General features: G+C 60.6%; 24 protein-coding genes. 14 read left to right on the forward strand and 10 right to left on the reverse strand.

Annotation, left to right across the window (positions count from 1 at the left end; translation table 11 throughout):
* Window positions 1–38 precede the first annotated feature (38 nt).
* Complete coding sequence (locus RVY79_RS03055) at window positions 39–842, forward strand: SDR family NAD(P)-dependent oxidoreductase (RefSeq protein WP_317462545.1); 804 nt, start codon at window positions 39–41, stop codon at window positions 840–842.
* Window positions 843–857: 15 nt separating this feature from the next.
* Here RVY79_RS03055 and RVY79_RS03060 read toward each other — a convergent pair whose 3' ends face one another.
* The gene (locus tag RVY79_RS03060; protein ID WP_317462546.1) at window positions 858–1,640 is read right to left on the reverse strand and encodes an IclR family transcriptional regulator; all 783 of its coding nucleotides are present in this window, start codon (window positions 1,638–1,640) and stop codon (window positions 858–860) included.
* Between the two features lie 138 nt (window positions 1,641–1,778).
* Here RVY79_RS03060 and RVY79_RS03065 point away from each other — a divergent pair, with 138 nt between their 5' ends.
* The 8 genes from RVY79_RS03065 (at window position 1,779) to RVY79_RS03100 (ending at window position 8,443) form a co-directional block, all read left to right on the forward strand.
* Window positions 1,779–2,948, forward strand: a complete 1,170-nt coding sequence (locus tag RVY79_RS03065; RefSeq protein WP_317462547.1) for an acetyl-CoA acetyltransferase — start codon at window positions 1,779–1,781, stop codon at window positions 2,946–2,948.
* Window positions 2,945–4,558, forward strand: a complete 1,614-nt coding sequence (locus tag RVY79_RS03070; protein ID WP_317462548.1) for an acyl-CoA synthetase — start codon at window positions 2,945–2,947, stop codon at window positions 4,556–4,558. The genes RVY79_RS03065 and RVY79_RS03070 overlap by 4 nt, the downstream gene beginning before the upstream one ends.
* Window positions 4,555–5,100 carry a PPC domain-containing DNA-binding protein gene (locus RVY79_RS03075; protein ID WP_317462549.1) on the forward strand — a complete coding sequence of 182 codons (546 nt, stop codon included), beginning with the start codon at window positions 4,555–4,557 and terminating at the stop codon, window positions 5,098–5,100. The genes RVY79_RS03070 and RVY79_RS03075 overlap by 4 nt, the downstream gene beginning before the upstream one ends.
* A gap of 1 nt (window position 5,101) precedes the next feature.
* Entirely contained in the window at window positions 5,102–5,536 is a 435-nt protein-coding gene (locus tag RVY79_RS03080; RefSeq protein WP_317462550.1) for a DNA-binding protein, read from the forward strand.
* A gap of 48 nt (window positions 5,537–5,584) precedes the next feature.
* Window positions 5,585–6,340: an SDR family NAD(P)-dependent oxidoreductase gene (locus RVY79_RS03085; RefSeq protein ID WP_317462551.1), complete on the forward strand. Its 756-nt coding sequence runs from the start codon at window positions 5,585–5,587 to the stop codon at window positions 6,338–6,340.
* Window positions 6,341–6,366: 26 nt separating this feature from the next.
* Window positions 6,367–6,891, forward strand: coding sequence for a gamma carbonic anhydrase family protein (locus RVY79_RS03090; RefSeq protein WP_317462552.1), 525 nt, complete (start codon window positions 6,367–6,369; stop codon window positions 6,889–6,891).
* 134 nt (window positions 6,892–7,025) lie between these two features.
* Complete coding sequence (locus RVY79_RS03095; RefSeq protein ID WP_317462553.1) at window positions 7,026–7,877, forward strand: carbon-nitrogen hydrolase family protein; 852 nt, start codon at window positions 7,026–7,028, stop codon at window positions 7,875–7,877.
* A 149-nt stretch (window positions 7,878–8,026) separates the two neighbouring features.
* Window positions 8,027–8,443, forward strand: a complete 417-nt coding sequence (locus tag RVY79_RS03100) for an HIT family protein (protein WP_317462554.1) — start codon at window positions 8,027–8,029, stop codon at window positions 8,441–8,443.
* A gap of 36 nt (window positions 8,444–8,479) precedes the next feature.
* On the opposite strand, the gene RVY79_RS03105 is transcribed toward RVY79_RS03100, so the two are convergent.
* Both RVY79_RS03105 and RVY79_RS03110 read right to left on the reverse strand, forming a co-directional pair.
* Window positions 8,480–8,848, reverse strand: a complete 369-nt coding sequence (locus RVY79_RS03105; RefSeq protein ID WP_317462555.1) for a hypothetical protein — start codon at window positions 8,846–8,848, stop codon at window positions 8,480–8,482.
* Entirely contained in the window at window positions 8,845–9,390 is a 546-nt protein-coding gene (locus RVY79_RS03110; protein ID WP_317462556.1) for a hypothetical protein, read from the reverse strand. Before RVY79_RS03110 ends, RVY79_RS03105 begins: the two co-directional genes overlap by 4 nt.
* Window positions 9,391–9,631: 241 nt before the next feature.
* On the opposite strand from RVY79_RS03110, the gene RVY79_RS03115 reads away from it, so the two are divergent.
* Window positions 9,632–10,780 carry a glycerate kinase gene (locus tag RVY79_RS03115; RefSeq protein WP_317462557.1) on the forward strand — a complete coding sequence of 383 codons (1,149 nt, stop codon included), beginning with the start codon at window positions 9,632–9,634 and terminating at the stop codon, window positions 10,778–10,780.
* A 191-nt stretch (window positions 10,781–10,971) separates the two neighbouring features.
* Window positions 10,972–11,445 (forward strand): Dps family protein, encoded by a 474-nt coding sequence (locus RVY79_RS03120; RefSeq protein ID WP_317462558.1) that lies wholly within the window; start codon window positions 10,972–10,974, stop codon window positions 11,443–11,445.
* A 60-nt stretch (window positions 11,446–11,505) separates the two neighbouring features.
* Here the strand turns inward: RVY79_RS03120 and rmuC are convergent, their stop codons facing one another.
* Window positions 11,506–12,984: a DNA recombination protein RmuC gene (gene rmuC / locus RVY79_RS03125; RefSeq protein ID WP_317462559.1), complete on the reverse strand. Its 1,479-nt coding sequence runs from the start codon at window positions 12,982–12,984 to the stop codon at window positions 11,506–11,508.
* 242 nt (window positions 12,985–13,226) lie between these two features.
* Here rmuC and RVY79_RS03130 point away from each other — a divergent pair, with 242 nt between their 5' ends.
* Both RVY79_RS03130 and RVY79_RS03135 read left to right on the forward strand, forming a co-directional pair.
* The gene (locus RVY79_RS03130) at window positions 13,227–13,790 is read left to right on the forward strand and encodes a type 1 glutamine amidotransferase domain-containing protein (protein ID WP_317462560.1); all 564 of its coding nucleotides are present in this window, start codon (window positions 13,227–13,229) and stop codon (window positions 13,788–13,790) included.
* A 92-nt stretch (window positions 13,791–13,882) separates the two neighbouring features.
* Complete coding sequence (locus tag RVY79_RS03135; RefSeq protein WP_317462561.1) at window positions 13,883–14,977, forward strand: App1 family protein; 1,095 nt, start codon at window positions 13,883–13,885, stop codon at window positions 14,975–14,977.
* 1 nt (window position 14,978) lies between these two features.
* Here RVY79_RS03135 and RVY79_RS03140 read toward each other — a convergent pair whose 3' ends face one another.
* The 5 genes from RVY79_RS03140 to RVY79_RS03160 all read right to left on the reverse strand — a co-directional run bounded on the left by RVY79_RS03140 (window position 14,979) and on the right by RVY79_RS03160 (window position 21,082).
* Window positions 14,979–16,442, reverse strand: a complete 1,464-nt coding sequence (locus RVY79_RS03140; protein ID WP_317462562.1) for an aminoacyl-histidine dipeptidase — start codon at window positions 16,440–16,442, stop codon at window positions 14,979–14,981.
* 149 nt (window positions 16,443–16,591) lie between these two features.
* Window positions 16,592–18,829: a tRNA(Met) cytidine acetyltransferase TmcA gene (locus RVY79_RS03145; RefSeq protein WP_317462563.1), complete on the reverse strand. Its 2,238-nt coding sequence runs from the start codon at window positions 18,827–18,829 to the stop codon at window positions 16,592–16,594.
* Window positions 18,830–18,990: 161 nt separating this feature from the next.
* Window positions 18,991–19,944, reverse strand: coding sequence for a thioredoxin-disulfide reductase (gene trxB, locus RVY79_RS03150; RefSeq protein WP_246899039.1), 954 nt, complete (start codon window positions 19,942–19,944; stop codon window positions 18,991–18,993).
* A 164-nt stretch (window positions 19,945–20,108) separates the two neighbouring features.
* Window positions 20,109–20,711, reverse strand: coding sequence for a peroxiredoxin (locus tag RVY79_RS03155; protein WP_317462565.1), 603 nt, complete (start codon window positions 20,709–20,711; stop codon window positions 20,109–20,111).
* A gap of 161 nt (window positions 20,712–20,872) precedes the next feature.
* Window positions 20,873–21,082, reverse strand: coding sequence for a CPXCG motif-containing cysteine-rich protein (locus RVY79_RS03160; RefSeq protein WP_246919207.1), 210 nt, complete (start codon window positions 21,080–21,082; stop codon window positions 20,873–20,875).
* A gap of 338 nt (window positions 21,083–21,420) precedes the next feature.
* Here RVY79_RS03160 and acnA point away from each other — a divergent pair, with 338 nt between their 5' ends.
* Window positions 21,421–24,153 (forward strand): aconitate hydratase AcnA, encoded by a 2,733-nt coding sequence (acnA, locus tag RVY79_RS03165; RefSeq protein ID WP_317462566.1) that lies wholly within the window; start codon window positions 21,421–21,423, stop codon window positions 24,151–24,153.
* A 98-nt stretch (window positions 24,154–24,251) separates the two neighbouring features.
* Here the strand turns inward: acnA and RVY79_RS03170 are convergent, their stop codons facing one another.
* Window positions 24,252–25,937, reverse strand: a complete 1,686-nt coding sequence (locus RVY79_RS03170; protein WP_317462568.1) for an NAD-dependent malic enzyme — start codon at window positions 25,935–25,937, stop codon at window positions 24,252–24,254.
* Window positions 25,938–26,064: the final 127 nt, after the last annotated feature.

Below are 26,064 nucleotides of genomic sequence, written 5' to 3' on the forward strand. Positions count from 1 at the left end.
CGGCAGTCGTAGGCTGCCGACTCTTCAAGGAGAATTTAATGAAAGACTTAATGCAAGACAAGCGAGTTGTCGTGGTTGGTGCTGGCTCCTGTGGTGAAGGGTGGGGCAATGGTAAAGCGGCTGCGGTGCTGTATGCCCGAGAAGGAGCCCGAGTAGTAGCCGTTGACCGGGACATGGCCGCTGCAGAAGAGACGCAACGCCTCATTCGGGATGAGGGTGGCATTTGTGAAGCGGTCGCCGCTGACATAACCCACTCCGAAGATGTGGTGCGCCTGGTGGAAGCAGCCATGGACCATTACGAAGGTATCGATGTACTGCACAACAATGTTGGAATCTCCATGACGGGAGGTCCGGTAGAAACCAGCGAAGACGACTGGGAACGGTTGACTCGCATCAATCAGACCGGCGTCTTCCTGACCTGCAAGCATGTCTTGCCGGTCATGACTCGCCAGCGTGGCGGCAACATCGTAAACATTTCGTCCATCGCGGCTCTACGCTGGATCGGCTTCGCCTATTCGGCATATGCCACTTCCAAGGCCGCCATTCTAGCATTCACTGAAAACCTGGCGGCGGAATACGCCCCTCATGGCATTCGGGCCAACTGCATCCTGCCCGGGCTATTGGACACACCAATGATCTACTCACCGTTGACCGATGCCTATGGCGGTGATATCGAGCAAATGCGCGAAAAGCGCAACCGTCAGTGCCCCATGGGCTTCATGGGCAATGCCTGGGATGTGGCTCATGCCTCGCTTTTCCTTGCCTCCGATATGTCGCGCTATATCACCGGTACTCGGCTGGTTGTGGATGGCGGCCTCTCGCTGGGTGCCACCAACGTGTAAACAGCCCACTCACTGTTACTGGCGCATACGCTGTGCTTCTTGGATCTTGCGCTCCAAAGCGGCGGCCTCGCGCACTAATTGTGGGCCCAGCACTTGCTGGCGCTCTGGCTGCAGCCGGCTCTCGATGGCCGCGATGCTCAAAGTGCCCAGGACCTCGCCCCGGGGATCACGGACGACGGCACCAATTCCCCATGAAACGGCGACCACCGACCCTCGGTTGATGCCATAGCCGAGTTCTCGACACTCGGCTATGCGTCTCAATTGGTCGGCCCGCTGGTCATGGGGATAGTGTTCGGCACATTCCTCGGCATTTGCCACTAGGCACTGCTCTACTTCATCGTCGCCAAGCGCCGACAGCATGGCAATGCCTCCCCCGCCCACCCCCAGCGGCAACCGGGTGCCCGGCTGTAGAACATGCGTCTTGATGGGATAGTTGCCGTCCTTGCGAACCAGGCAGAGTGAGTGCCACTCGCTTCGGATCGAGAAAAAAGCACTATCACCACACTCGGCAGCAATCCGAGCCACCGGCTCCGACGCGATATGGCTCAACCCATAACGCTGATCGGCAATCACCCCAAGCACATAGCACTCCGGCCCCAAAAAATAGCCCTCGCTTTCGGACTTCTCGACCATGCCTTCGGCGAGCAAGGCCTGAAGCAGCCGATGAGCCGTCGGCTTGGCGAGACCGGTACGCCGAGTGATCCAGGACAGCTTGACGCCCTCCCCTAGTCCACCGGCGATAACGCGCAAGACCTGAAGCGTACGAGAAATTGACTGGGCTCCCTTCACTGATGACATCGCAACACCTATTTATTCCACAATATGGCCTAGTATATTGGTCGATTTTTCGCCCTCAAGCATTGATACGTCTGAATCCCTGAAATATGTTGATCTATATAAAAACTCATTTTCCACTATGCGGAATGGAGGTTTTGAATGTCAAGCAAGTCGAGAATTGTCGGTTGGTCGCACCTACCCTTCGGTAAGCGGGAAGAACCCGATACCGAAGCGATGATCGCCCAGGTCACCAGCGGTGCTCTTAAGCATGCCGAAGTACCCGCTGGAGATGTCGACGGTATTTATTTGGGTGTCATGAATAACGGCTTCTCCAAGCAGGATTTTCAGGCCGGCCTCGTGGCGCTGAACGAACCGGCTTTGGCTTACACGCCAGCGACACGCCTTGAGAATGCCTGTGCAACCGGCTCTGCAGCTTTGCATGCCGCGATGGACTTCATAGAATCAGGACGCGGCCGTATCGCTCTTGTGGTGGGCGTAGAGAAAATGACTAGCACCCCTACCCATGAAGTGGGCGATTTGCTACTGGGGGCAAGTTACCGCAAGGAAGAGATAACCGAAGGGGGCTTCCCTGGCGTCTTTGGCCGCATCGCCGAGGAATACTTCAAGCGCTATGGTGATCGGCGCGAAGAGTTGGCATTGATAGCCGCCAAGAATCATAAAAATGGCGTATCCAACCCCTATGCTCACGTACGCAAAGACCTAGGCATCGAATTCTGCAACACCATCAGCGACAAGAACCCCCTCATCGCTGATCCGCTGAGACGCACGGACTGCTCGATGATTTCCGATGGAGCAGCGGCGCTCGTTCTCGCTGACGAGGCTACCGCCGACGCAATGGAACGTTCCATATCCTTCCGGGCACGCACTCATGCCAACGACATCATGCCACTCAGCCACCGCGATCCGCTGGCATTTGCTGGTGCCAGACACGCCTGGGATTCGGCGCTAAAGTCTGCTGGCGTCAGGCTCAACGATCTCGACCTCGTCGAGACGCATGACTGTTTCACTATCGCCGAACTAATCGAATACGAGGCAATGGGTCTGGTACCACCGGGCGAGGGACACCGCGCTATTCGAGAGGGCTGGACTTACAAGGATGGCCGGCTACCAATTAATCCTTCCGGTGGCCTCAAAGCTAAGGGGCATCCCGTCGGTGCAACCGGCGTATCGATGCATGTTATGGCCTGTCTGCAACTAATGGGCGAAGCAGGCGACATGCAAATCCCTGGTGCCCGGCTTGCGGGTGTATTCAACATGGGCGGCGCGGCTGTCGCCAACTATGTCAGCATCATGGAGCGCAGCAAATGAGTAAGCCGATGGAAGCACCAGCCGGCGGTCTTGTCCCAGTCAGCACGCGAGTAATGAACCTCGCCAACTTTCTAACCCAGGCGGCACGTCGTTTCCCGCACGAGGACGCACTCGTAATGGGAAATAACACCCTCACCTGGCAATCGCTGGATCAGCGCGTCAGCGCACTTACATTGGCTTTGCGCGCCCAGGGTATTAAAAAAGGTGACCGGATTCTCGTCCACAGCCGCAATGGCTTCGAGATGATTGAGACACAACTTGCTGCCTTCCGACTCGGTGCGGTATGGGCCCCCGCCAATTTCCGTATTTCGCCGGATGAGTCCAAATGGCTGGCGGAATTGACCGCCGCCCGGGTACTAATCATCGGCGCTGAGTTCGAGGATCATTGTAACGCCATGTTTGAGGCCAGCCCGTCTTTAGCATTCACCGTCCGTATTGGGGAAGGCAGCTTTGGCGACGTCGATTACGAAAGCTTTTTACGCGAGCACGAGGGGCAGGCGTGCCACAACGCCGATGTTCAACACGATGATCCCTGCTGGTTCTTTTTCACATCAGGAACTACGGGCCGTTCCAAGGCTGCGGTACTGACTCATGGGCAGATGGGCTTCGTTACCACCAATCACCTATGCGATTTAATGCCGGGAACCGATCACGCCACCGACGCCAGTCTAGTGATCGCACCACTTTCCCATGGGTCGGGCATTCATTATCTGCCGCAGCTCGCACGCGGCGTAAAGACGGTTCTACCCAGTGAAAGTGGTTTCAATGCGGATGAAATTTGGCAACTCATCGAGCACCACCGTATAACTAACATTTTCACCGTTCCTACCATCGTCAAGATGCTGGTCGAGGATCCGGCAGTCGACCACTACGATCGCTCATCGCTGCGCTACATAATTTATGCTGGCGCGCCAATGTACCGAGCCGACCAGAAATTCGCCCTCGAGAAGCTCGGCAACGTTCTGGTTCAGTACTACGGGCTGGGTGAGGTTACCGGCAACATCACCGTGCTGCCACCTGTTCTGCATAGTGCTAGCGACGACGAGATGAAAACCGGTACTTGCGGTTATGATCGTACCGCCATGCAAGTATCCATCCAAGATGATGCCGGCAACGAACTCGCACCCTCCGAGACTGGCGAGATCTGTGTCTGCGGCCTAGGGGTATTCGCCGGTTACTACGCAAACCCCGAAGCCAACGAAAAATCGTTTCGCGATGGCTGGTTCCGCACTGGCGATCTAGGCCACATCGACGACGAAGGTTTCTTATATATCACCGGCAGAGCCTCTGACATGTTCATTTCCGGTGGTTCCAACATTTACCCACGCGAGATTGAAGAAAAAATGCTGACCCACCCTGGCATTCGAGAGGTGGCAATCATTGGCATGCCGGATAATCACTGGGGCGAAGTAGGAGTCGCCGCAATCGTTCCCGTCGAGGGAAAGACGCTCGATGCCGAGACATTGCGCAAATGGATTAAGACCAAGGTCTCAGGCTACAAGGTGCCCCACCGTTATCACTTCTTCGATGACTTACCCAAATCCAACTATGGCAAAATCACCAAGAAGATCATTAAGCAAGCGATCGAAGAACGGGAGAAACTGTCATGACCCGTAACACTCAGTCCAGCTATCATCACCCGCGCATGCTGCGTCATACCGGACGCTTCAGTCCAGTCCGCATACAAAGCATGCACCATCAGAGCGGCCACCATATTCGCCTAGTACTCGCTCCTGGGCGTTCCCTCTACGAGGCTCTGGTCGAGCCCTTGCGTGACATCAACGTCACCAGCGCATCCACAACAATCCTCGGTGGCCATTTCGAACACTTGGAGTACTGCGTGGCTCCGCCCGATCCTTCCGGTAATGCCATGATTGCATACTCCAAGCCGATTGATGCCGGTGCGGCCTTCATGGTGTTTGGCAACGCCACTATCGGCAAGGACATGAACGGGCGGCCACTGGTTCATTGTCACGCTACTTTACGTACCGAGTCAGGGCAGGTTAAGGGTGGCCATATCGTGCCTCAGACGTCCGTGATCGGTAACACACCAATCACTGTACTTGTGACCGCACTCGAAGGGTTCGAACTCCGCCAAGCTTTCGATAACGAGACCAACATACCGCTGCTCAAGCCCTACAAGGAGTCATGACATGACCAACCAGACCCCTACACCACAGTCCCCTGGCCAAATAATTACCACCGAATCGGGACGCATGGGCCGAGTGGCTTATGCTCGAATTGCGCCTAACGAGGACCTAGTTCAAGGCGTAGAGAAGATGTGCCTGGCCGAAGGGTTTCAGAACGCCTTCGTTCGCGGAGGACTGGGCAGTTTGATCGATGCCAGCCTGGGGGGCCGCGACGGAGGCTATCAACAAGTCTCGGGCCCCGCCGTCGAAGTTGTCAGCATTGCCGGTGAAGTTCGTTCCGGCGAGGACGGTACGCTGATGGCGTCGCTTGCTGGGATCGTCGCCGATCCCGAAGGAAATATCCATGGCGGCCCTTTCCTACCGGGCTGGAACCCAGTCTGCATGACGTTCGAAGTCACCTTGGAAGAGTGGTTGCCGGACACACCAGATGCGACTTGACCCTTGTGCTCGCCATCTTCGTATGGTGAGCCCTCAGGAGAGCTTGCTATGAACAACACTTCCCAACCCGCAATACTCGTCACCGGCGGAGCATCCGGTATTGGTTTCGCTGTGGCGCGCACACTGCTGGCACGTGACATCACTGTCTTTCTGCTCGACCTCTCTGCCGAGAAGCTCACCGATGCGTGTCGAGAACTGGGGCTCAACAGTGGCGATACTCAGGCTTGCGACATCGCCAATGAAGCCTCGGTCGAGGCAGCGGTACGTACCGCAGCAGCCCGCCATACACTCAGCGGTGTCGTTAATTGCGCCGGTATTGGTATGGACTGCCTGACGGCCGACATGGAAGTGGATGGTTTCCGTAAAATCATCGATGTCAATCTCGTCGGCACTTTCATCGTTTCGAGGACTATGGCGCGCTATTGGCTTAATGAGGGATATCCAGGCCGAATAGTCAATATCTCATCAGTATCGGGCATGCGCGGGAATAAAGGCCGTAGCGCCTACGGAGCCGCCAAAGCTGGCCAAAATGCACTAACCCTAGTGATGGCCAACGAGCTCGGCGATGCCGGCATTCGTGTCAACGCCGTAGCACCTGGGCCAATCGACACACCACTGGCGCAAGCCATGCATACGCCAGAGGTGCGCGAACAGTGGCATTCCCGGGTACCCATGAAGCGCTACGGCACACCCAACGAAGTCGCCTCGGCGGTAGCATTCCTGCTCTCCGACGAGTCGGGATACATCAACGGGCAAGTACTGGCTGTCGATGGCGGTTTCGCCACAGCCGGCCTATTCAAATAACGCTAGTGGCTGGGAAAAGGAAAACGATGATCTACAGCTTAGGCGAACGCACTCCCAACATCGATCCCGACAGCTGGATTGCCCCCGATGCTAACGTAATCGGACAAGTACAACTTGCTGCCCACGCCAGTATCTGGTTCAAGGCGGTACTTCGCGGTGACAACGAATGGATCATTATCGGAGCGCGTAGCAATGTTCAGGATAGTGCAGTCCTGCACACTGACCCTGGTCAGCCATTGACGCTGGGCGAGGGCGTGACGGTTGGCCATCAGGCGATGCTGCATGGCTGCACGGTCGACGATCACAGTCTTATTGGCATTCAGGCGGTAGTACTCAATGGCGCCCATATAGGCCACCATTGCATCATTGGAGCAAATGCGCTGATCACTGAAGGACAGGAGATTCCTGATGGCTCACTCGCCATCGGCTCACCGGCGCGGGTCATTCGCCAGGTTGGCGAGCAGGAACGCCGAGAATTTCTCGAAGCCAATGCTGAACACTACATGGACAAAGCAGCCACTTACCGTGCCCTTCTTCGCGAAATAACATAACAATTATATTTATGTGAAGATATCCTGATAAAAAATGGGGAGGGCGGTCTCAATAAATCAGCAGGCACGGTACTACGCTTAGATATATAAACCCCTACTGAAATGAAAAAATACATCAGCCCAAAGGAACTAAATTGAAAATAACTGCGGTGCAAACTGGACCTTATACGGGAAGCAAAAATGAACAAATCAGAATGCTTTTGGAGCAAGGAAGAAAAGCAATATCGCAAGAAACAGATCTTCTAATTTTTCCAGAATTAATATCAACCCCCTACATAGCACTGGAAAAAGATAAGAAATGGCTAGATCTTGCAGAAAAAATCCCGAGCGCCACTACACAAGCATTAAACCAACTAGCCAAGGAAGGGGGCTGCCATGTTACTGGAAGTATATTCCAAGAATTAGACGGAAAATATTTCAATACTGCTGTTCTTGCAAAACCGAACGGAGGTTTAGGCGAAAGCTATAGCAAAACCCACATTCCTAACATATGCCATGGTAAGACTCGAGGAATGGAAAGCTTTTATTTCTCACCCGGCGATCGTTTTGTCTTGTGGAATATAAAAGAAGCGACTATCGGGATACTAATCTGTTATGATCGATCATTCCCAGAGTCTTGGCGAGAACTTCGCTTGCGCGGCGCTGATATAGTGGTCGTTTTAGCCTCGTCTAGTGGTCTCCGGTCAAAGATGTTCATTCAAGAGCTGCAAGTACGTGCCCTTGAAAATGGAGTCTGGGTTGTCGCTGTCAACAAGGGCGGCAATGAGAATTATATCGATAATGAAAATCCTGCCGACTTCTATGGTAGTTCCTGCGTAATCTCACCCGATGGTGAAGTCATGATCTTACTTGATCGAGCCCCGAACCAAACATTCAACTATGAAATAGATCTTGGAGGACTAGAAGCATCTCGAGCAAAGCTTGACTACTTCACCGCAAGAAGACCTGACCTATACAAAAACATTAACAAGATCCTGAATTCATAAAATAATTATGGCATTTCCACTATTCGGTAGAAAAAGGGGAAGTCCAGATCCCTCCTCGGATAATTGTTTGTACCATAAAACATTACACTCCGCGACTAAACAGCTAGCATAGCCATGCCACTTTACGACGATTTTCAGGAGCGCCGCTCATGATTGATTTCACCCTGCACCCACGCTTGGCGGCCGACTCGCATTACGTCGCCGATTTGTCCCTGTGCCAGGTGCGCCTGAACGACGACGCTCGCTATCCGTGGCTGGTACTGATCCCCCGCCACGCCGAGATCCGCGAAGTCTACGAACTCTCCGCCGAGGATCAGGCCACGCTGTGGCAGGAAGCCACCGAGGTGGGACGCCGCTTGATGACGCATCATGACGGCGACAAGCTCAATCTGGCGACGCTCGGCAATCAGGTCGCGCAGTTGCACCTGCATGTCATCATCCGCCACCAGGGCGACGCGGCCTGGCCGGGACCTGTGTGGGGACAGGGCACGCCGCAACCCTATGACGATGCGACACTGGACACCCACCTGATGACACTGCGCGATCTGTTGGCATCATCCGAGTGATACGCACGTAGGCGCACAGAGCAGTTTTCGTAGCACTTAGGGCAGCTCACCGAGCCGCTCCTGTACATCAATCAGCAGCGCGTCGAACACATAGGGCGGCACGGGCTGACCACCACGCTGCCCCGATAGCGTGATGCGCGTGCCCTGCTCGGTTGCCTCCAGCCGATAGCGCACCGCAAGCGTGGGGCGCGAGGCCAATACGGCCTCGACATCGCCCAGGTCGGCATCGGCGCGACGAATCACGAAGCCGCGTGCCGTGAGCATCGCCACCCCTGCTTCCAACGCAGTCGACGGTGCGGCCTCGACGACCAACGACCGGGTCTGCGGCGGCACTGACGTGGTCGCGCACCCGACCAGGCTCAATACCAAGCACGCTGCCACGAGCAATACGCCCAGCCACCTCATGATGTGCTCCCCTCGCGCATGCGTGCGTCGATATCATCGTGTAAAGCGGCGCAGAACGCCGCGCTGTTGTCCGGACGCGCATCGATCAGATAACCGTCGACATCGACCACCCGCGAATCGCGCGTCACCCGCACGATGCCTTCGGCGGCGACCACCGAGACCCGTTGCAGGCGCACCGGGTCGCCGCCGAAGCTTTGGAAGTAGCCCAGCGAATAGCCATTTCGCCCGCCTAATCCATAGCGTCCCCAGAAGCCGCTGCGCCCCCAGAAAGGACGATCCACGGCGCCCAGGCCAGGCTGTGCCACACTCCGCGCGGCACTCACCAGCCCCAGCGCGACCTCGGTCTGCTCGATACGATACCCCTGTGCCTCCAGGGCATCGGCCGTGGCCCTCACCCGTGCCTTGGCGCTGCCCTCGGCCGGCCAGTGGCATGCCTCGGGCAACGGCGAGGCCACATCGCGGCCCAGCGGATCGTAAGAAGCCAGGCCCTGACAGCCGCCGAGCCCCCATGCCAACACCACCAGCAAAAGAGGTTTCATCATCAGTGTTCTCGCCTGAAAGGAAAAGGTCACTCAGGCAACGAGGAGCGAAATAGCGCGTCTCGCTTCACCGTTACCGCTGCACGGGCACCTCGTTGTGAGCGTAGTTGAGGGCCACTGTTCCGTCAGCATGAGCAGGGGCGGCCACTCCCGCCCGGCGCCAGCATGGGTTAGGCTGACAGTCTACTGGCCATTCGGCCACGACGCCCCGCTCTCGGGTTTGGATCATGCAAGAGGCTCGCTCATGAAGATCGTCATCGCCCCGGATAGCTACAAGGATGCTCTCTCGGCCCGCGAGGCCGCTGTCGCCATCGCCGCAGGCTGCGACCGCGTCCTGCCTCAAGCACAGTTGGTCCAATGCCCGATGGGGGACGGCGGCGAAGGTACCCTGGATGCCTTGCTGGCCGCCACAGGAGCCGAACGCCGCATCACCGAGGTCCACGACGCCCTGGGGCGCCCCATCGACGCCAGTTGGGGATGGCACGCTGCGAGTGCCACGGCCTATGTCGAGCTCGCCGAAGCCAGCGGCTTGCAAGCGCTCGCCGACGCCGAGCGCAGCGCGCTTTACAGCACCACCCTTGGCGTCGGCGAGTTGATACGCGATGCGCTCGATGCCGGGGCCACGCGTTTGATCCTCACCCTGGGCGGCAGCGCCACCAACGATGCCGGCGCGGGGATGCTCGTGGCGCTGGGCGCGCGACTGCTCGATGCCGAAGGCCAGCCACTGCCGCCAGGCGGCGCGGCATTGGCGCGGCTGACCGAACTCGACCTGAGCGACCTGGACCCGCGCCTGGCGGCGCTCAAGGTGGACACCGCCGTGGACGTCGACAACCCCTTGCTCGGCGAGCGCGGGGCCAGCGCGATCTTCGGCCCCCAGAAAGGCGCCACACCGGCGGATGTCACACAGCTCGACGCGGCCCTGGCACATTTCGCCGACCACGTCGCCAGCGCGCTCGGCAAGGATCACCGCGCGCTACCCGGCGCCGGCGCGGCTGGCGGCATGGGCTTCGCAGCGGCGGCTTTTCTAGGGGCACGGCTGCAGCCCGGCATCGAACTGGTCATGGATCAGGTCGACTTCGACCGTCTGCTGGAAGACGCCGACCTGGTGATCACCGGCGAAGGCCAGCTCGATGGCCAGAGCCTTGCCGGCAAGACACCGGTGGGCATTGCCCGGCGCGCGCGACGACACGGCGTGCCCACGCTCGCACTCGCCGGGCGACTCGGCGATGGCTGGCAGGCCGTTCACGACGAGGGCATCGAGGCCGCCTTCGCGCTGGCCGATGGCCCCCTGGCCCTGCCGCAGGCCCTGGAACGCACCGCCGAATTGCTCGCCGACCGTGCCGAAAGCCTGCTGCGCGTTTGGCAACTCGCCAACCGTCATGCATCACGCTAATCGCAGGGCGCGCGCAATGCCGCACCCTCCACCCTTGAAAAACCACCGCGTCATGGGCATTTCATATGTAGACGCTATATCGTCGATGGGAAAGATTCGTTACCCAAGCCCCAGGCGACACTCTAGACTAAGCCCATTGACGTTTTTGACCACTGACGACGTTCGTCCATTGTTTACGAAGGAGTGCTTTCATGTCCGACATCAATGCCATCGGTCTGCATACCAGCAGCGCCAACCAGCTGGCCGAGAAGCTCAACGAACTGCTGGCCAACTACCAGATCTTCTACATGAACGCGCGCGGCTACCACTGGAACGTGAAAGGCCCGCATTTCTTCGAACTGCATACCAAGTTCGAGGAAATCTATACCGACCTGCTTGCCAAGGTCGACGAAGTCGCCGAGCGCATCCTCACGCTGGGGCACGAGCCATTGCATGCCTACAGCGATTACGCCAAGATTTCGCGCATTCAGGAAGACACCCACGTGCATGAAGGCACCGAGTGCGTGCGTGGGCTGGTGCAGGGTTATCAGGCACTGCTCGAATTGCAGCGCGAGCTCAATTCCATGGCTGCCGATGCCGACGACGAAGGCACCGCCTCGCAGATGAGCGACTACATCCGCGAGCAGGAAAAGACCGTGTGGATGCTCAGCGCCTACCTGGGCTGATTCCCGCCACGCGTCCATCTCGTTCGATGAAACCGCCCGGCCTCGTGCCGGGCGGTGTCATTAGGAGCCCCCACGTGTCTCGTCGCCGGAAGAGGTTTCCTCGGCGCTGGGTTCGTCGTCCGCCATCTCGTCCAATGCTTCTGCGTCCACCTGATCGGTCAAGTGCGTCGGCAGGTCGCGCTTCATGCGCACGCCCAGGCGCTTGAGCATCAGCGCCTGGCTGACCAGGCTTCCCTGCCCCGTTGACAGGCGTCCCATCGCCTGCCGGTAGCTACCGTCGGCGCGCTCCAGATGGCGGCCGACGTCCTCGAGGCTATCCACGAAGCCACGAAACTTGTCGAGCAACTTGCCCGCCCGTGCGGCGATGACGCGGGCGTTATCGTTCTGGCGCTCCAGCGTCCAGAGACTGGCCACGGTTCTCAAGCTCGCCAGCAGCGTCGTCGGCGTAACCACCACGATGTCGCGCGAGAAGGCGTCCTGGAAGAGTGTTTCATCATGCTGGAAGGCCACCGCGAACGCCGGCTCGACGGGCATGAACAAGAATACGAAATCCGGTGAGTTGAGCCCCGGCAAGCGCGGGTAATCGCGTCCTGAAAGCGCGTCGATATGCGCACGCACCGCCTGAACGTGGGCCTTCAATGCCTGCGCGCGCGTGGCGTCGTCCTCGGCGTTGACATAGCGCACGTAGGCGTTGAGCGAGACCTTGGCGTCGACGATCAGATGGCGATTGTCGGGCAGGTAGATGACCGCGTCGGGGCGCTGACGGCCCGACTCGCCCTCCACCGAGACCTCGCGCTTGTACTCGATATCGCGGCGCAGCCCCGAGCGTTCGAGCACCGATTCGAGTATCACCTCGCCCCAATCGCCCTGCATCTTCTTGTCGCCCTTGAGCGCCCGCGTCAGATTGGCGGCTTCCTCGGTGATCTGGCGGTTCAGTGTGGACAGATGCTCGATCTGCGTCTTGAGCGTCGAGCGCTCGCGCAGCGATTGCCCATGAATCTCCTCCAAGCGCGCCCGGAAGTCGCCGACCTGCTCGCGAAACGGCGCCAGCATGGCCTCGAGATTCTCGCGGCTCTGGGTATTGAACGTTTGCTGTCGTTCCTCGAAAATCCGCCCCGCCAACGCCTCGAAGTCCTTAGTGAGGCGTGTCCGCGCCTCCTCGAGCAGGGCCAGCTTCTCGGCATGATGGGAGCGCTCCTGTTCGAGCTGCGTTTCCAGGCGACCGTACCGTTCGCGTAGCGCCGCGAGTCGTTCCTGGCGGTCGTCGAGATCACGTTCGCGTTGCCCCAGCAGGCGCTGGGTCTCGAGACTCTGCTCACGCACGGCGTCCAGTTGGGCATCGCTCTGGGCCAGCTCGCGCTCCAGCCGAGCACGTGCTTCCTCGGTCTCGGCATAGCGATGCTGGGCACGCTCGGCCTCGTGCTCGGCCGTTTCGCGACGCGTGCGTTCACGTCGCCATGCCACACCGAGTGTCAGCGCGGCAAGCGTCAGGACGGCCGCAAGGGAGAAAAGATAAGCGGCGGGGAACGTGCTGGACATGGGCGTAATACCGGCGATGGAAAACTTTCGATTAAAACGTTCGGTGAAAACTCTCGATTTAATACTCGATGAAACACTTCGCGCGTCACCTTCCCCCACTCGGCAGCGCGACGCAAGCGGCCCGGGGCTTGAAGTCCCGCCTCGATGGCCCAAACTCAATCAGTGAGGCCGCCTGATACCGGACTAGGATCGCCCGGTGGTGGCTGCCCTCATCCATGAAGCATCACGACCAGGAGGTCACGATGAGTCAAGCGCAGTCAGGTAAACGTGTCGCCATCCTCGCCACCGATGGGTTCGAGGAATCCGAGCTTTCCGCGCCGCGTGCCGCCTTGAAGAGTCAGGGCGTCGAGGTGCACGTGGTCACGCCCGAAGGCAAGGGCATTCGTGCCTGGGCCGAAACCGACTGGGGCGACACCTACGAGGCCGACAAAGCCTTGAGCGATGTCGACGTCACCGATTATCACGCGCTGGTGCTCCCCGGCGGGCTATTCAACCCCGATGAATTGCGCCTCAACGAAAACGCGCTCGCCTTCGTGCGTGGCTTCTTCGAGGCGGGCAAGCCGGTGGCTGCGATCTGCCATGCGCCATGGATCCTGATAAACGCCGGTGTCGTCGACGGGCGCAAGATGACCTCGGTCGCCTCCGTGGGGCAAGACCTCAAGAACGCTGGCGCCCACTGGGTCGACGAGCCGGTCGTCGTCGATAACGGCTTGGTCACCAGCCGCACGCCCAAGGACATGGACGCCTTCAACGCCAAACTGATCGAGGAGTTGGCCGAAGGTCGCCACAGCGGACAACACGCCTGATGGCTCCCCACCGACCACAATCGACGTCCGCCTCGCGTGAGGCGGACGTTTTGCGTACCACCGAGAGCGTGGGCCCGCAACGCGGCATTCGAATGCCTTCACGACGCCTGCGTTTTGCCGTCAAGAGTCTGTTACGGATCTTCGCGCGGCCGATGAAGTCGGATAGCGGCCGTGGCGGACCGGTCGTCCATCCCTACCGTGGTTACGGCACGCATCGCGAGGCATTCCTGATGGGGCGGGTCTTCCGTCAGGTGGGACTGGCGCACGTCATCCCACGACGCGGGGCACTACGCGACGCCGCAGACGTGACTCGACGCCTGGCGCGACGCGGCTTTGCCGACGCCGAGGTGCGCATTCGCCTGGGCGACAACAGCGCTACCGTCACGACCGACCACGACGGCTATTTCGATGTCCGTCTGCCGCTCGACATCCCGCTCGACGAACACGTTTCCTGGCACCGCGCCGAGCTCGAGGTCATCACGGCCGACCGCGATAACGTCCTCTCACGCGCCGATGTCTATATTCCGCCACCACATACCGACCTGATGGTGATCAGCGACATCGACGACACGGTGATGTACACCGGTGTCGCCGACAAGCTGCGCATGCTGTATCGGCTGTTCGTCGAGAAGGCCCACCGACGCACTGCCTTTCCCGGCGTTGCCGAGCTCTACCAAGCCTTGCACGCGGGTACGGCGGGTGACTCACGGCGGCCGATCCTCTACGTCTCACGCGGTCCGTGGAGCATCTACGAGGTGCTTGAGGCGTTTTTCCAGCTCAACCACATCCCGGTCGGGCCGATCCTGTTCCTGCGCGAATGGGGGATTTCCTGGCGCCATCCCTGGCCGCGCCGCGCCGAGGATCACAAGTACGACTTGATCACCCAGATGCTCACGCTGTTCGACACGCTGCCCTGCGTGCTGATCGGAGACAGCGGTCAACACGATCCCGAGATTTACACGCGTATCGTCAAGGAGCACCCGGATCGGGTGAAGACGATCTACATTCGCCGCGTCGACCGCAAGCCCGACCGCGAAGCGGCCATCGCCCGGCTGCGCGAGGAGATCGAGCACACCGACTGCGAGCTGCTGCTGAGTGACGATAGCGCCGCCATGGCCGTGCATGCGCACGACCGAGGCTATATCTCCGAGACGGGGCTGGAAGCCGTGCGCCAGGCATCGCGCTGAGTCACGCCGCTCGCGCCGAGGCCAAGTCTTCGATCACGGCGCGCAGCACTTGCCAAAACTCGTCCACGGAGTCGAGTTCGACGCGTTCCGTCGGCGAGTGAGCGCCGCGAATCAAGGGGCCGAAGGAAATCATCTCTAGGTGTGGATACTTGCCTCCGAGAATGCCGCATTCCAGCCCGGCGTGGATGACCTTCACGTCTGGATCGACCCCGGTCTGCTCGAGGTGCAGACGACGAAAGCGCGCCAGCAGCGTGCTCTCGGGGTCCGGGGTCCAGCCGGGATAGGCGTTCTCGACCCGCGTCTCGGCGCCGATCAGCAAGAACAATGCCCGGAAGCGGTCGGCGAGATCCTGCGTGGCGCTATCGCGCAACGAGCGTACCAGAGCGCATAGATGAAAGCGCCCGGCCTCCAGCTTGACCACGCCCAGGTTGTTGGACGTTTCCACCACGCCCGGCACTTCCACACTCATGCGCTCGACGCCGCACGGCGCCACATGCAGAGCCGCGATCAGCAGGCGACTGGCAGCCTCGGTGAGGGGCGCATCGGGCTCGGAGGGCTCGAGGGTGAGTTGCACGTCTTCGTCGATCCCCGCCAGTTCACTGGCAAGTTCGGCCTCCAGTTCGACCAGCCGCTGCGTGACTGCCGCCTCTTCGTCGGCAGGCAACGCGATGCTGGCGAAGGCCTCGCGCGGCAGTGCATTGCGCAGCGTCCCGCCGTGATAGGCGACGAGGCAGGCACCGAACGGTTCCAGAGCGCGCAGTACCCGCACCAACAAGCGATTGGCGTTGCCCCGCCCCTTGTGGATGTCGATGCCCGAGTGGCCGCCTACCAGCCCAGTCAGAGCGACGCGACGCACGATCTCGTCCTCGCCGAGATCCCGTGTGGGCAGCCGCGCACCGACGACCACATCGGCCCCACCGGCACAGCCGATATAGACCTGGCCGCGATCCTCGGAGTCGAGATTGAGCAGGTAACGCCCCTGCAGCCAGCCCTCGTCGAGCTCCAGCGCGCCACGCATGGAAGCTTCTTCTTCCAGCGTAAACAACGCCTCGAGCGGACCGTGCCGCAGGGTGTCATCCTCAAGGATCGCCAGCGCGGCGGCCACGCCCATGCCATTATCCGCGCCCAACGTCGTCTCGTGGGCATGCAGCCAGCCATCTTCGACGTAGGTGTCGAGGGCATCGCGGGTAAAATCATGCGGGTGATCGGCGTTGGCCTGGGCGACCATGTCCAAGTGCCCCTGCAGGATCACGCCGGGCAGTTCCTCGCATCCTGGCGAGGCCGGCTTGCAAATCTTCAGGTTGCCGGCGGCGTCGCGTTCATGTGTAAATCCATGCTCGTCGGCCCAGGCGATGAGCGTCTCGACCAGGCGCTGTTCATGACCGGAGGGGCGCGGCGTATTGCACAACGTGCGGAAATGGCGCCACAGCGGTTCGGGAGAGAGTTGCAGAAGATGATCGTTCATGGGAAATCGTTCCTGTTGGGAGCCGCCGACATCGCGCGCCACGTCTCCCGGTAACGACAAACGATCAAGGAATGGCGACGCAGCACGTGTCGGGCGTCATGACACCTTACGCGCTGCATCGCGCAACGCAAGTCCGCCAACGGCGACAGTCATGGCGTCGGCCTCAGGCGACAGTGCAAGAGGGCCGCCAGGCGGCGCCAGTGGGCGAGCTGCGCCTGCCGCCCCATCGCACGCGTCGCCTCGACATCACGCCCCTGGAACAACGTCGTGGCCCAATCAAGCAACGCCTGCGTGTCCTCGTCCGGCGTCTCGTCGGCGGCTTCCTGCGGCTGGCGGCGCCACCAGGCCAGCCAGGCCCGACACAGCCAGGGCCGCGCGAGCGCCAGCTCACCGCCGCCCTGAGCGAAACGCTCCAGGCGTGCGCATAGATCGGCGTTCACCTCGGGCGCCACTCCCTCGTGCAGCAACGTCGTGACGACATCGGTTTCCAGATGCGCCAGCTCGAAGGCCAACAGACTCGGCAGCAGGCGCTGGAAGTCATCCGACCAGGCCGACAACGACGCTCCCGCCGGAGTCGTCAGCGCCTGTCCCATCATCAGCGCGTGTTCGCCGCTCGCCGCTTCGCGAGTCAGCCCCAAACGCAGCGAGATGAACCCCAAACGCCGCCAGAAGGCGATCAGCATCGCCTCGGCGCCAAAACTCACGCCCAGATGCATCACATTTTCGCCACGCGCCGATACGGCCACGGTTTCGACCAGTGCCCGCCCCACACCACGGCGCCGCGCAGCGGGATGCACGGCGATCCGCATGATGCGCCACCAGCGCGATGTCAGTGCCATCTGCCAGCCACCGTGCGCCGCCAATGACTGTGCCAGTAGATGACCGCGCGGACGACGCTCGCCGAGCACGACGCGCTCGGCCAGACCGGCGGGAAAACCGCCCTCCGCCTGCACCTGGCATACCCCGAGACAGGTATCACCGGCATAGGCCATCGCGAGTCGCACATCCGGACCGTCGAGCAGTTGGCGCAAATCACTCGGGGTGGTGCGGTAATGGGCCTGCACCAACAGGCCAAACAACGCCTCGAGGGCGTGCTCGTCGTGGGCCAGCGTCGCCCTGTCGAGCCAGCGAATGCGCAGTGGCGCGGCAACCAGCGCCGCTTCGGCCTCGCCATCATCGGCCGGCGCGGCATCGAGCAGCAGCATGTCACGGGTCAGACGCTCGAGAGGATCGCCGTCGGCCCAGCGGACCGGCTCACGTAAGTGGATCTCGCGCCAATCGGGCGTACGGCGCGATAGACGCGCGTAGAAACGGACCTGGAAGCCGCGCCCGGTGCCTTCGTAACCATGCACGGTGGTGGCGAAAGCGAGACGCGGAAACGCATCCAGCCAACGCGCCAACAGTGGCGTGGGGATGGCCGCCGCTTCATCGACGAACAGCGTCGGCGGTGCATGACGCTCCACGCCCGGCTCGCTCAGGGCCGCCATGACGGCGTCCGGGGCGAGAAAGCGCACCTCGCACGCGCCCGCTTCCAGCGTGACGTGAAAGCGCGCCTCAGCGCGGTGGCCGTGGGGATACAAAGCCGCCAAGCGCTCGAACAGCGGCTCGACCGCTGCCCGACGCGGTGCGGTGACCCACAGCGTCGTGTCGCCCGCCGCCAGCCGTCGCGCGGCAGCGATGCCCAACGCGGCCGACTTGCCACGCCCTCGATCGGCACTCAGGACCACGGGGCGCCGGCGACGCAACCGTGTGAGCCGATGCACGGCCTCTTGCTGATCATGCGTGATGCAGGCGTCATCGCCGGGCGATACAAGAGCGGGGGTAGAAGTGTGTGCGCTCGCCTCGGGCAGGTGACCGGGATACGGCATGGCGTGCTCATCAGGCCAGCGCCAGATGCTGGGCTCGCGACGCAAGCCTCGTGCCAGGCGCGCCAGGTAATGGGCGCTCAGGGTCGTCGGTGCGTATGGCCAATGTGCCAGACGCGCATAGTCGGCATCCGGGCGGGCCTGGCCGTCAGCCCACTCGGCAGGCGTCAACACGACCAGCAGCCCTCCAGCACGCAGTGTGCCGCTCAACGCCCCGAAGGCATCCGGATCGAAGCCCGACGAGACATCGGCATCGATGATGATCAGATCATGCTCTCGCCCCAGGCGGGTGCGTGCCTGGCGCGGCGCAAGCGCGTCGATGCTTTCCTGGGGAGCGGCCGAACCGACCCACAAGGGAGCTTGCCACGCGCGGGCTCGCCACAGGGAAAGTGCACGTGAATGTGCCGTCTCGGGAGGCGCGGGTATCCAGATCACGCCGCGATGGCGACGTTCACGGCAGGCGTCGACAAGGGCATCCAACCATGCAATGGAGGACGTCATGTCATCCGAGGGGGTATTCATGCGTCATCTCCCTTGCGGTATCGCCCTCGACAGCCTCTCACAAGCTCTCACGAAGTTTCACAAACTCTCACAACTACAGACGCCCGCGAATCCGTTTCGCGGGCGTGGTCGTCGGCGTCAGGCTGTCGCCGCACGGCGCGGCGAAATGGCCTTATCCAGGCTCACTCCAGGCCGTCGAGGTAGCGCTCGGCATCCAACGCCGCCATGCACCCGGTACCCGCGGAGGTCACCGCCTGACGATAGACGTGATCCATCACGTCACCGGCGGCGAAGACGCCCGGCACACTGGTCATGGTGGCATTGCCATCGAGCCCGGACTTGACCCGAATATAGCCGCTGTTCATGTCCAGCTGGCCCTCGAAGATGCCAGTATTCGGCGAATGGCCGATGGCGACGAACAGCCCCGGCGCCTGAATCTCACGTGAAGCGCCATCGACGGTGGAGATCAAGCGCACCCCGGTAACACCGGTGTTATCACCCAGCACTTCCTCGAGTGTGTGGTTCCAGACGATCTCCATGTTGCCGTTTTCGACCTTGTCGAAGAGCTTGTCCTGCAGGATTTTCTCGGCACGCAGACTATCGCGGCGATGCACCAGCGTGACCTTGGTCGCGATATTGGACAGATACAGTGCTTCCTCGACGGCGGTGTTGCCACCACCGACGACCACGACTTCCTGACCGCGATAGAAGAAACCATCGCAGGTCGCGCAGGCAGACACGCCCTGCCCCATGAACTTCTCTTCCGATGGCAGCCCCAAATAACGCGCGCTGGCACCAGTGGAGATGATCAAGGAATCGCAGGTATAGGTGCCATTTTCGCCCTTGAGCACGAACGGACGCTCACGCAGCTCGACCTCGTTGATGTGATCGAACAGCACCTCGGTATCGAAGCGCTCGGCATGGCTACGCATGCGCTCCATCAATTCCGGCCCCTGCACACCCTCGGCGTCGCCCGGCCAATTGTCGACATCGGTGGTGGTGGTCAGTTGGCCACCGGCCTGCATGCCTGTGATCAGCAGCGGCTTGAGATTGGCACGGGCCGCATAGACGGCCGCCGTATAACCGGCAGGGCCGGAACCGAGAATGATCAGTCGTTCGTGACGCACGTCGCTCATGGGAAAACCTCGCTTACGGGATACGCTGACCGGCAATTGAACCAAGAAATGCTATGTGGCATGCACGCATCACGCGCATACCACATACCATTACGCTGCAAACACGCGCCGACACGGCAAAGGGCGGCCGATAAGGCCGCCCTTCGTTGCAAACGCATTAACGCTTACAGTTCGTCGGAGTGCGTGCCCAGGTACTTGGCGACGCCTTCGGCGGTATCCTTCATACCTTCCTGACCTTCGTCCCAGCCAGCCGGGCAGACTTCACCATTCTTCTGGTGGAACTTGAGCGCTTTGACCATGCGCAGCATCTCGTCGACGTTGCGGCCCAGCGGCAGGTTGTTGATGGTCTGGTGCTGGACGACGCCATCTTCGTCGATCAAGAAGGACGCGCGCAGGGCGACGCCGGCTTCCGGGTGCTCGATACCGAAAGCTTGTGTGATCTCGTGCTTGACGTCAGCCACCATCGGGAAGCCGACTTCACCAATGCCGCCCTTTTCGGGAGAGGTCTTGCGCCATGCGTGGTGGGTGAACTGAGAGTCGATGGACACTCCGATCACTTCGACGCCCAGCTCACGAAACTGCGCCAGACGGTTGTCGTGCGCGATGATCTCGGACGGGCAGACAAAGGTGAAGTCCAGCGGCCAGAAAAAGACGACACGCAGCTTGCCGTTGGTTTCGGACAGCTTGAAATCGTCGACGATCGTGCCATCGCCCAGAACCGCTGCCGCTTCAAAATCGGGTACCTGACGTCCAACCAATACGCTCATTCATTTCTCCTGAAAAGTCGGGTGGATGACTATGATGAAACCCTGCCAAGGTTACCGGCGGGCCTCTCTTATGCCAATTTGATTGCCCCAATAGGCAATATAGGCGCTCCCTATCGGGTCGATATATCGTGCCTGCCATAGCGGGATGCCTATGGCAGCACTCAAAATACGTCGTCGTCCTGCCCTAGCATGACGTCTTCAAGTTCGCCGCTGAACGGCGATACCGTCACACGCACTTGGATCGGCGCACAGCACTGTGGGCAATCTTCCCAAGTAGCGTGGCTACCCACACTGCTATCGATCAGCATCTCGAAAGAGGCGTCGCAGTAAGGGCACGTCGCCGGCCATGACAACAACATCTCTTCGTTCATACCGACTCCTGGCGTCCTCGAGTACGGCGCATTACCAATTGAATGTCGGGTCACTCTTGCCTTCTTTCAAGCCAATGCGTCGAGATTCGCGCACAAGACGGGTGTGCCACGCTTCAGGCATTGCCTACTTGCCACCTTGGTGACATGGGCGCGCTTGAAATAAAGGCTTATCATGACAATGTCTCCGGTATCGATGATATTGTAGACATTGTCGAAGGAACCTGACTCGCGGCGAACCGAGCCATCGGATGGTCTCCAGACCTTTCCAGCATATCAAGGGCAGCGTGGTTCGGCGTTCGCCATGAAAAATCGTCCAGCATTGATGAGGAGGGGGCCCCATGTCCGAAGCTCCACAGAATACGTTATCGACACTCGATGTCGGCGGTCATACCTACCACTATTATAGTCTGGACAAGGCTGCACAAGCGTTCGGCGACGCTTCGCGCCTGCCCATGACACTCAAGGTATTGCTCGAGAACCAGCTGCGCTACGGCGACGATGAAAGCGTCTCCCCCGACGACATGCAGGCACTCGTCGACTGGCAGAAGGAAGGACGCTCCACTCGTGAGATCGGCTATCGTCCGGCACGCGTGCTGATGCAGGATTTCACCGGCGTCCCCGGGGTCGTGGACCTGGCCGCCATGCGTGACGCCGTCAAGCGTCTCGGCGAATCCGCCGAGCGCATCAACCCGCTCTCCCCGGTGGATCTGGTCATCGACCACTCGGTGATGGTCGATCACTACGGCGATCCGTCGTCGTTCAAGGACAACGTCGCCATCGAGATGGAGCGCAACCGCGAACGTTACGAATTCCTGCGCTGGGGCCAGCAGGCGTTCGATAATTTCCGCGTCGTGCCGCCGGGTACCGGTATCTGCCACCAGGTCAACCTGGAGTATCTGGGCAAGACGGTGTGGACGAAGGAAGAAAACGGCAAGACGTTCGCCTATCCGGACACTCTCGTGGGCACCGACTCCCACACCACCATGATCAACGGCCTGGGTGTGCTCGGCTGGGGCGTAGGTGGCATCGAGGCCGAGGCCGCGATGCTTGGCCAGCCGGTCTCGATGCTGATCCCCGAGGTCATCGGCTTCAAGCTCACCGGCAAGCTGCGCGAAGGCATCACCGCCACCGATCTGGTGCTGACGGTCACTCAGATGCTGCGCCAGAAAGGCGTGGTGGGTAAATTCGTCGAATTCTACGGCGATGGCCTCAAGGACCTGCCGCTGGCGGATCGCGCCACCATCGGCAACATGGCCCCTGAATATGGTGCCACCTGCGGGTTCTTCCCGGTCGACGAGGAAACCCTCAACTACATGCGCCTCACCGGCCGTGACGAACATCAGATCGAGCTCGTCGAGGCGTATACTAAAGCGCAGGGGCTGTGGCGCGAACCCGGTGCCGAGCCAATCTTCAGCGATGTTCTGCACCTCGACATGAACGAGGTCGAGTCCAGCCTGGCCGGGCCCAAGCGTCCGCAGGACCGTGTCGCCCTGACCGACATGAAGTCCACCTTCGAGAAGATTCTCAGCGATCGCAAGCCGGACGTCGCTCCCACCGAGCAAGGCAAGTGGCTCTCAGAGGGAGGCCAGACCGCCGTGGGCACCGACGAGAGCCTGGAGCACGAAGATAGCCAGCACTGCGAAGTCGATGGCGAAAACTTCAAGCTCAACCACGGCGCCGTGGTCATCGCGGCCATCACCTCGTGCACCAACACCTCCAACCCCAGCGTGATGCTGGCCGCCGGGCTGCTGGCGCGCAAGGCCGTCGAGAAGGGCCTCACCACCAAGCCTTGGGTCAAGACGTCACTGGCACCGGGCTCCAAGGTGGTCACCGATTACCTCGACGCCAGTGGCACCCAGAGCGATCTCAACGCACTGGGCTTCAACCTGGTCGGCTATGGCTGCACCACCTGCATCGGTAACTCCGGCCCCCTGCACGAGCCAATCGAGAAAGCCATCGATGAAGGCGATCTGACGGTGGCCTCGGTGCTCTCCGGCAACCGCAACTTCGAAGGCCGTATCCATCCGCTGGTGCCCACCAACTGGCTGGCGTCACCGCCCTTGGTCGTAGCGTATGCCCTGGCCGGCAACATGCGCATCGATCTTTCCAAGGATCCGCTGGGCAAGGACAAGGATGGCAACCCGGTGTACCTCAAGGATGTCTGGCCCAGCCAGGCGGAGATCGCCGAGGCCGTCGAGCAGGTCAGGACCGAGATGTATCGCAAGGAGTACAGCGAGGTCTTCGAGGGTGACGAGATCTGGAAGTCGCTCGATGTACCGGAAAGCGATGTCTATGCGTGGAACGACAAATCCACCTACATCCAGCATCCGCCGTTCTTCGAGGGCATGGGCAAGGAACCCGCGCCGCTGGAGGACGTCAAGGGTGCCAACGTGTTGGCCATGTTCGGCGACTCGGTGACCACCGACCATATCTCGCCCGCCGGCGCGATCAAACCGGACAGCCCTGCCGGCCGTTATCTGCAAGAAAACGGCGTCAAGCCCGCGGATTTCAACTCCTACGGCTCGCGGCGCGGCAATCACCAAGTGATGATGCGCGGCACTTTCGCCAACGTACGTATCAAAAACGAGATGCTCGATGACGTCGTAGGCGGCTATACCCGCCATGTGCCTAGCGGCGAACAGATGGCGATCTACGACGCGGCGATGAAATACGTCGAGCAAGACACGCCACTAGTGGTGGTTGCCGGCAAGGAATACGGTACCGGCTCCAGCCGCGACTGGGCGGCCAAGGGCACGCGTCTGCTCGGCGTGCGTGCCGTGCTTGCCGAATCCTACGAGCGCATCCACCGCTCCAACCTGATCGGTATGGGCGTGTTGCCGCTGCAGTTCCCCGAGGGTGAGGATCGCAAGTCACTGGGCATGACCGGTGACGAAACGGTTTCCATCGAAGGCATCGCAGATATCGAACCCGGCGCCAAGGTCAAGGTGACCATCGCCTCCGATAAAGGCGAGAAGAAGATCGAGGCGCTATGCCGCATCGATACCGCCAACGAGATGGCCTACTATCGTCACGGCGGCATCCTGCACTATGTGCTGCGTAGCATGCTGTAGTCATTCCGCGCTGAGCTAGCGTTATCTAGCAGCATAAAGAAACACCCCGTCGGCATTGCCGGCGGGGTGTTTTGTATGGGTAATCGATAGGCGTGCGTTTAGAAAGCGCGGCGCCGATAAGCGCGATAACGCGGATACCAGAAGTGGCGCTCGATGGCGTCCCATAGCGCTTCGTCACTGGAAGACAGCGCGACGTTTTCCTCCTGGGCCTGCTTGGCGACGGCGAAGGCGATGTCCTTGCTGATCTCGCGGATATCGCCCAATGAAGGCAACAACGCGCCTCTGCCAGTCTTGACGATGGGCGCGTTCTGGGCCAACGCATTGGAGGCCGCCATCAGCATCTTGTCGGTGACGCGGGACGCGTTGGTCGCCACCACCCCCAGTCCGATGCCAGGAAAGATATAAGCGTTGTTGCACTGGGCGATCGCCACGTCGCGCTCACCGACACGTACCGGCGGGAAGGGGCTGCCCGTGGCCACCAGCGCTTCGCCGTGGGTCCATTCGAGAATGTCCTGTGGGACAGCCTCGACCTTGGACGTCGGGTTGGAAAGCGGCATCACCAGCGGTTGCGCGCAGCCGGCGTGCAGCGCCTTGATCACTTCTTCGGTGAACAGGCCGCTTTGCCCGGAAACCCCGATCAATACGCTAGGCTTGGCATTGCGCACCACGTCGAGCAGGTCGCGGTCTTGGGTGTCCCAGTCGCTCAAGGTAGCGGTCTCATGCGCCAGACGCTGCTGGAAGTCGTAGAGCCCGTCCATGTCACTGGTCAACAAACCGAAACGGTCGACCATGTAGACGCGCTGGCGTGCTTCGGCTTCGCTCAGGCCTTCCATCGTCATCGCCACGACGATCTGCTCGGCGATACCGCAGCCCGCAGAGCCGGCCCCGAGAAACGCGATGGTCTGATCCTTGAGCGCCTCGCCCTTGGTCTTGCAGGCCGCCAGCAGTGTGCCCACGCACACCGACGCCGTGCCCTGGATGTCGTCGTTGAAACAGCACAGCTGGTCACGATAACGCTCGAGCAGCGGCATGGCGTTGGTCTGGGCGAAGTCCTCGAACTGCAACAGCACGTTGGGCCAACGCCGTTGCAGCGCCTCCATGAACATGCCGATGAACTCATCGTATTCTTCCTGACTGACCCGCGGATGGCGCCAGCCCATGTACATGGGATCGTCGAGCAGCTTCTGATTGTTGGTGCCCACATCGAGCACGATGGGCAGCGTGTAGGCCGGGCTGATGCCGCCGCAGGCGGTATACAGCGACAGCTTGCCGATGGGAATGCCCATACCGCCGATGCCCTGATCGCCCAGCCCCAGGATGCGCTCACCGTCAGTGGCCACGATCACGCGCACCTTGTCCTTGGTGGCGCTACGCAGGATATCGTCCATGCGGTGACGATCGGGATACGAGATGAAGAGCCCGCGGTGATTGCGGTAAATATTGGAGAACTCTTCGCATGCCTCGCCCACCGTGGGGGTGTAGATGATCGGCAGCATTTCCTCGAGATGCTCTTCCAGCAGACGGAAGAACAGCGTCTCGTTGTCGTCCTGAATCGCCCGCAGATAAATGTGCTTGTCGAGGTTGTTCTGACACAGAGTGTACTGATGATAAGCGCGTTCGAGCTGCTCTTCGATGCTCTCGACATTCTGCGGCAACAAGCCCACCAGGTTGAACTCGACACGCTCTTCGCTGGTAAACGCGCTGCCCTTATTGAGCAGCGGCATCTCCAGCAGTGAGGGGCCGGCATAAGGAATATAAAGGGGACGCTTGGATGTTTCGCTCATCGTTTGCCTCACGCAGGTGACGGAACTCGGAGCCCGGAGACTCCGCACGGCTCGAGCTTCACTATATCACGCCGCCTCGCCACCCGCGCACGCCACAACGACGCACGGCGTCCCGAAGGACACCGTG

This window comes from Chromohalobacter sp. HP20-39, assembly GCF_033052815.1.
Classification (GTDB): domain Bacteria; phylum Pseudomonadota; class Gammaproteobacteria; order Pseudomonadales; family Halomonadaceae; genus Chromohalobacter.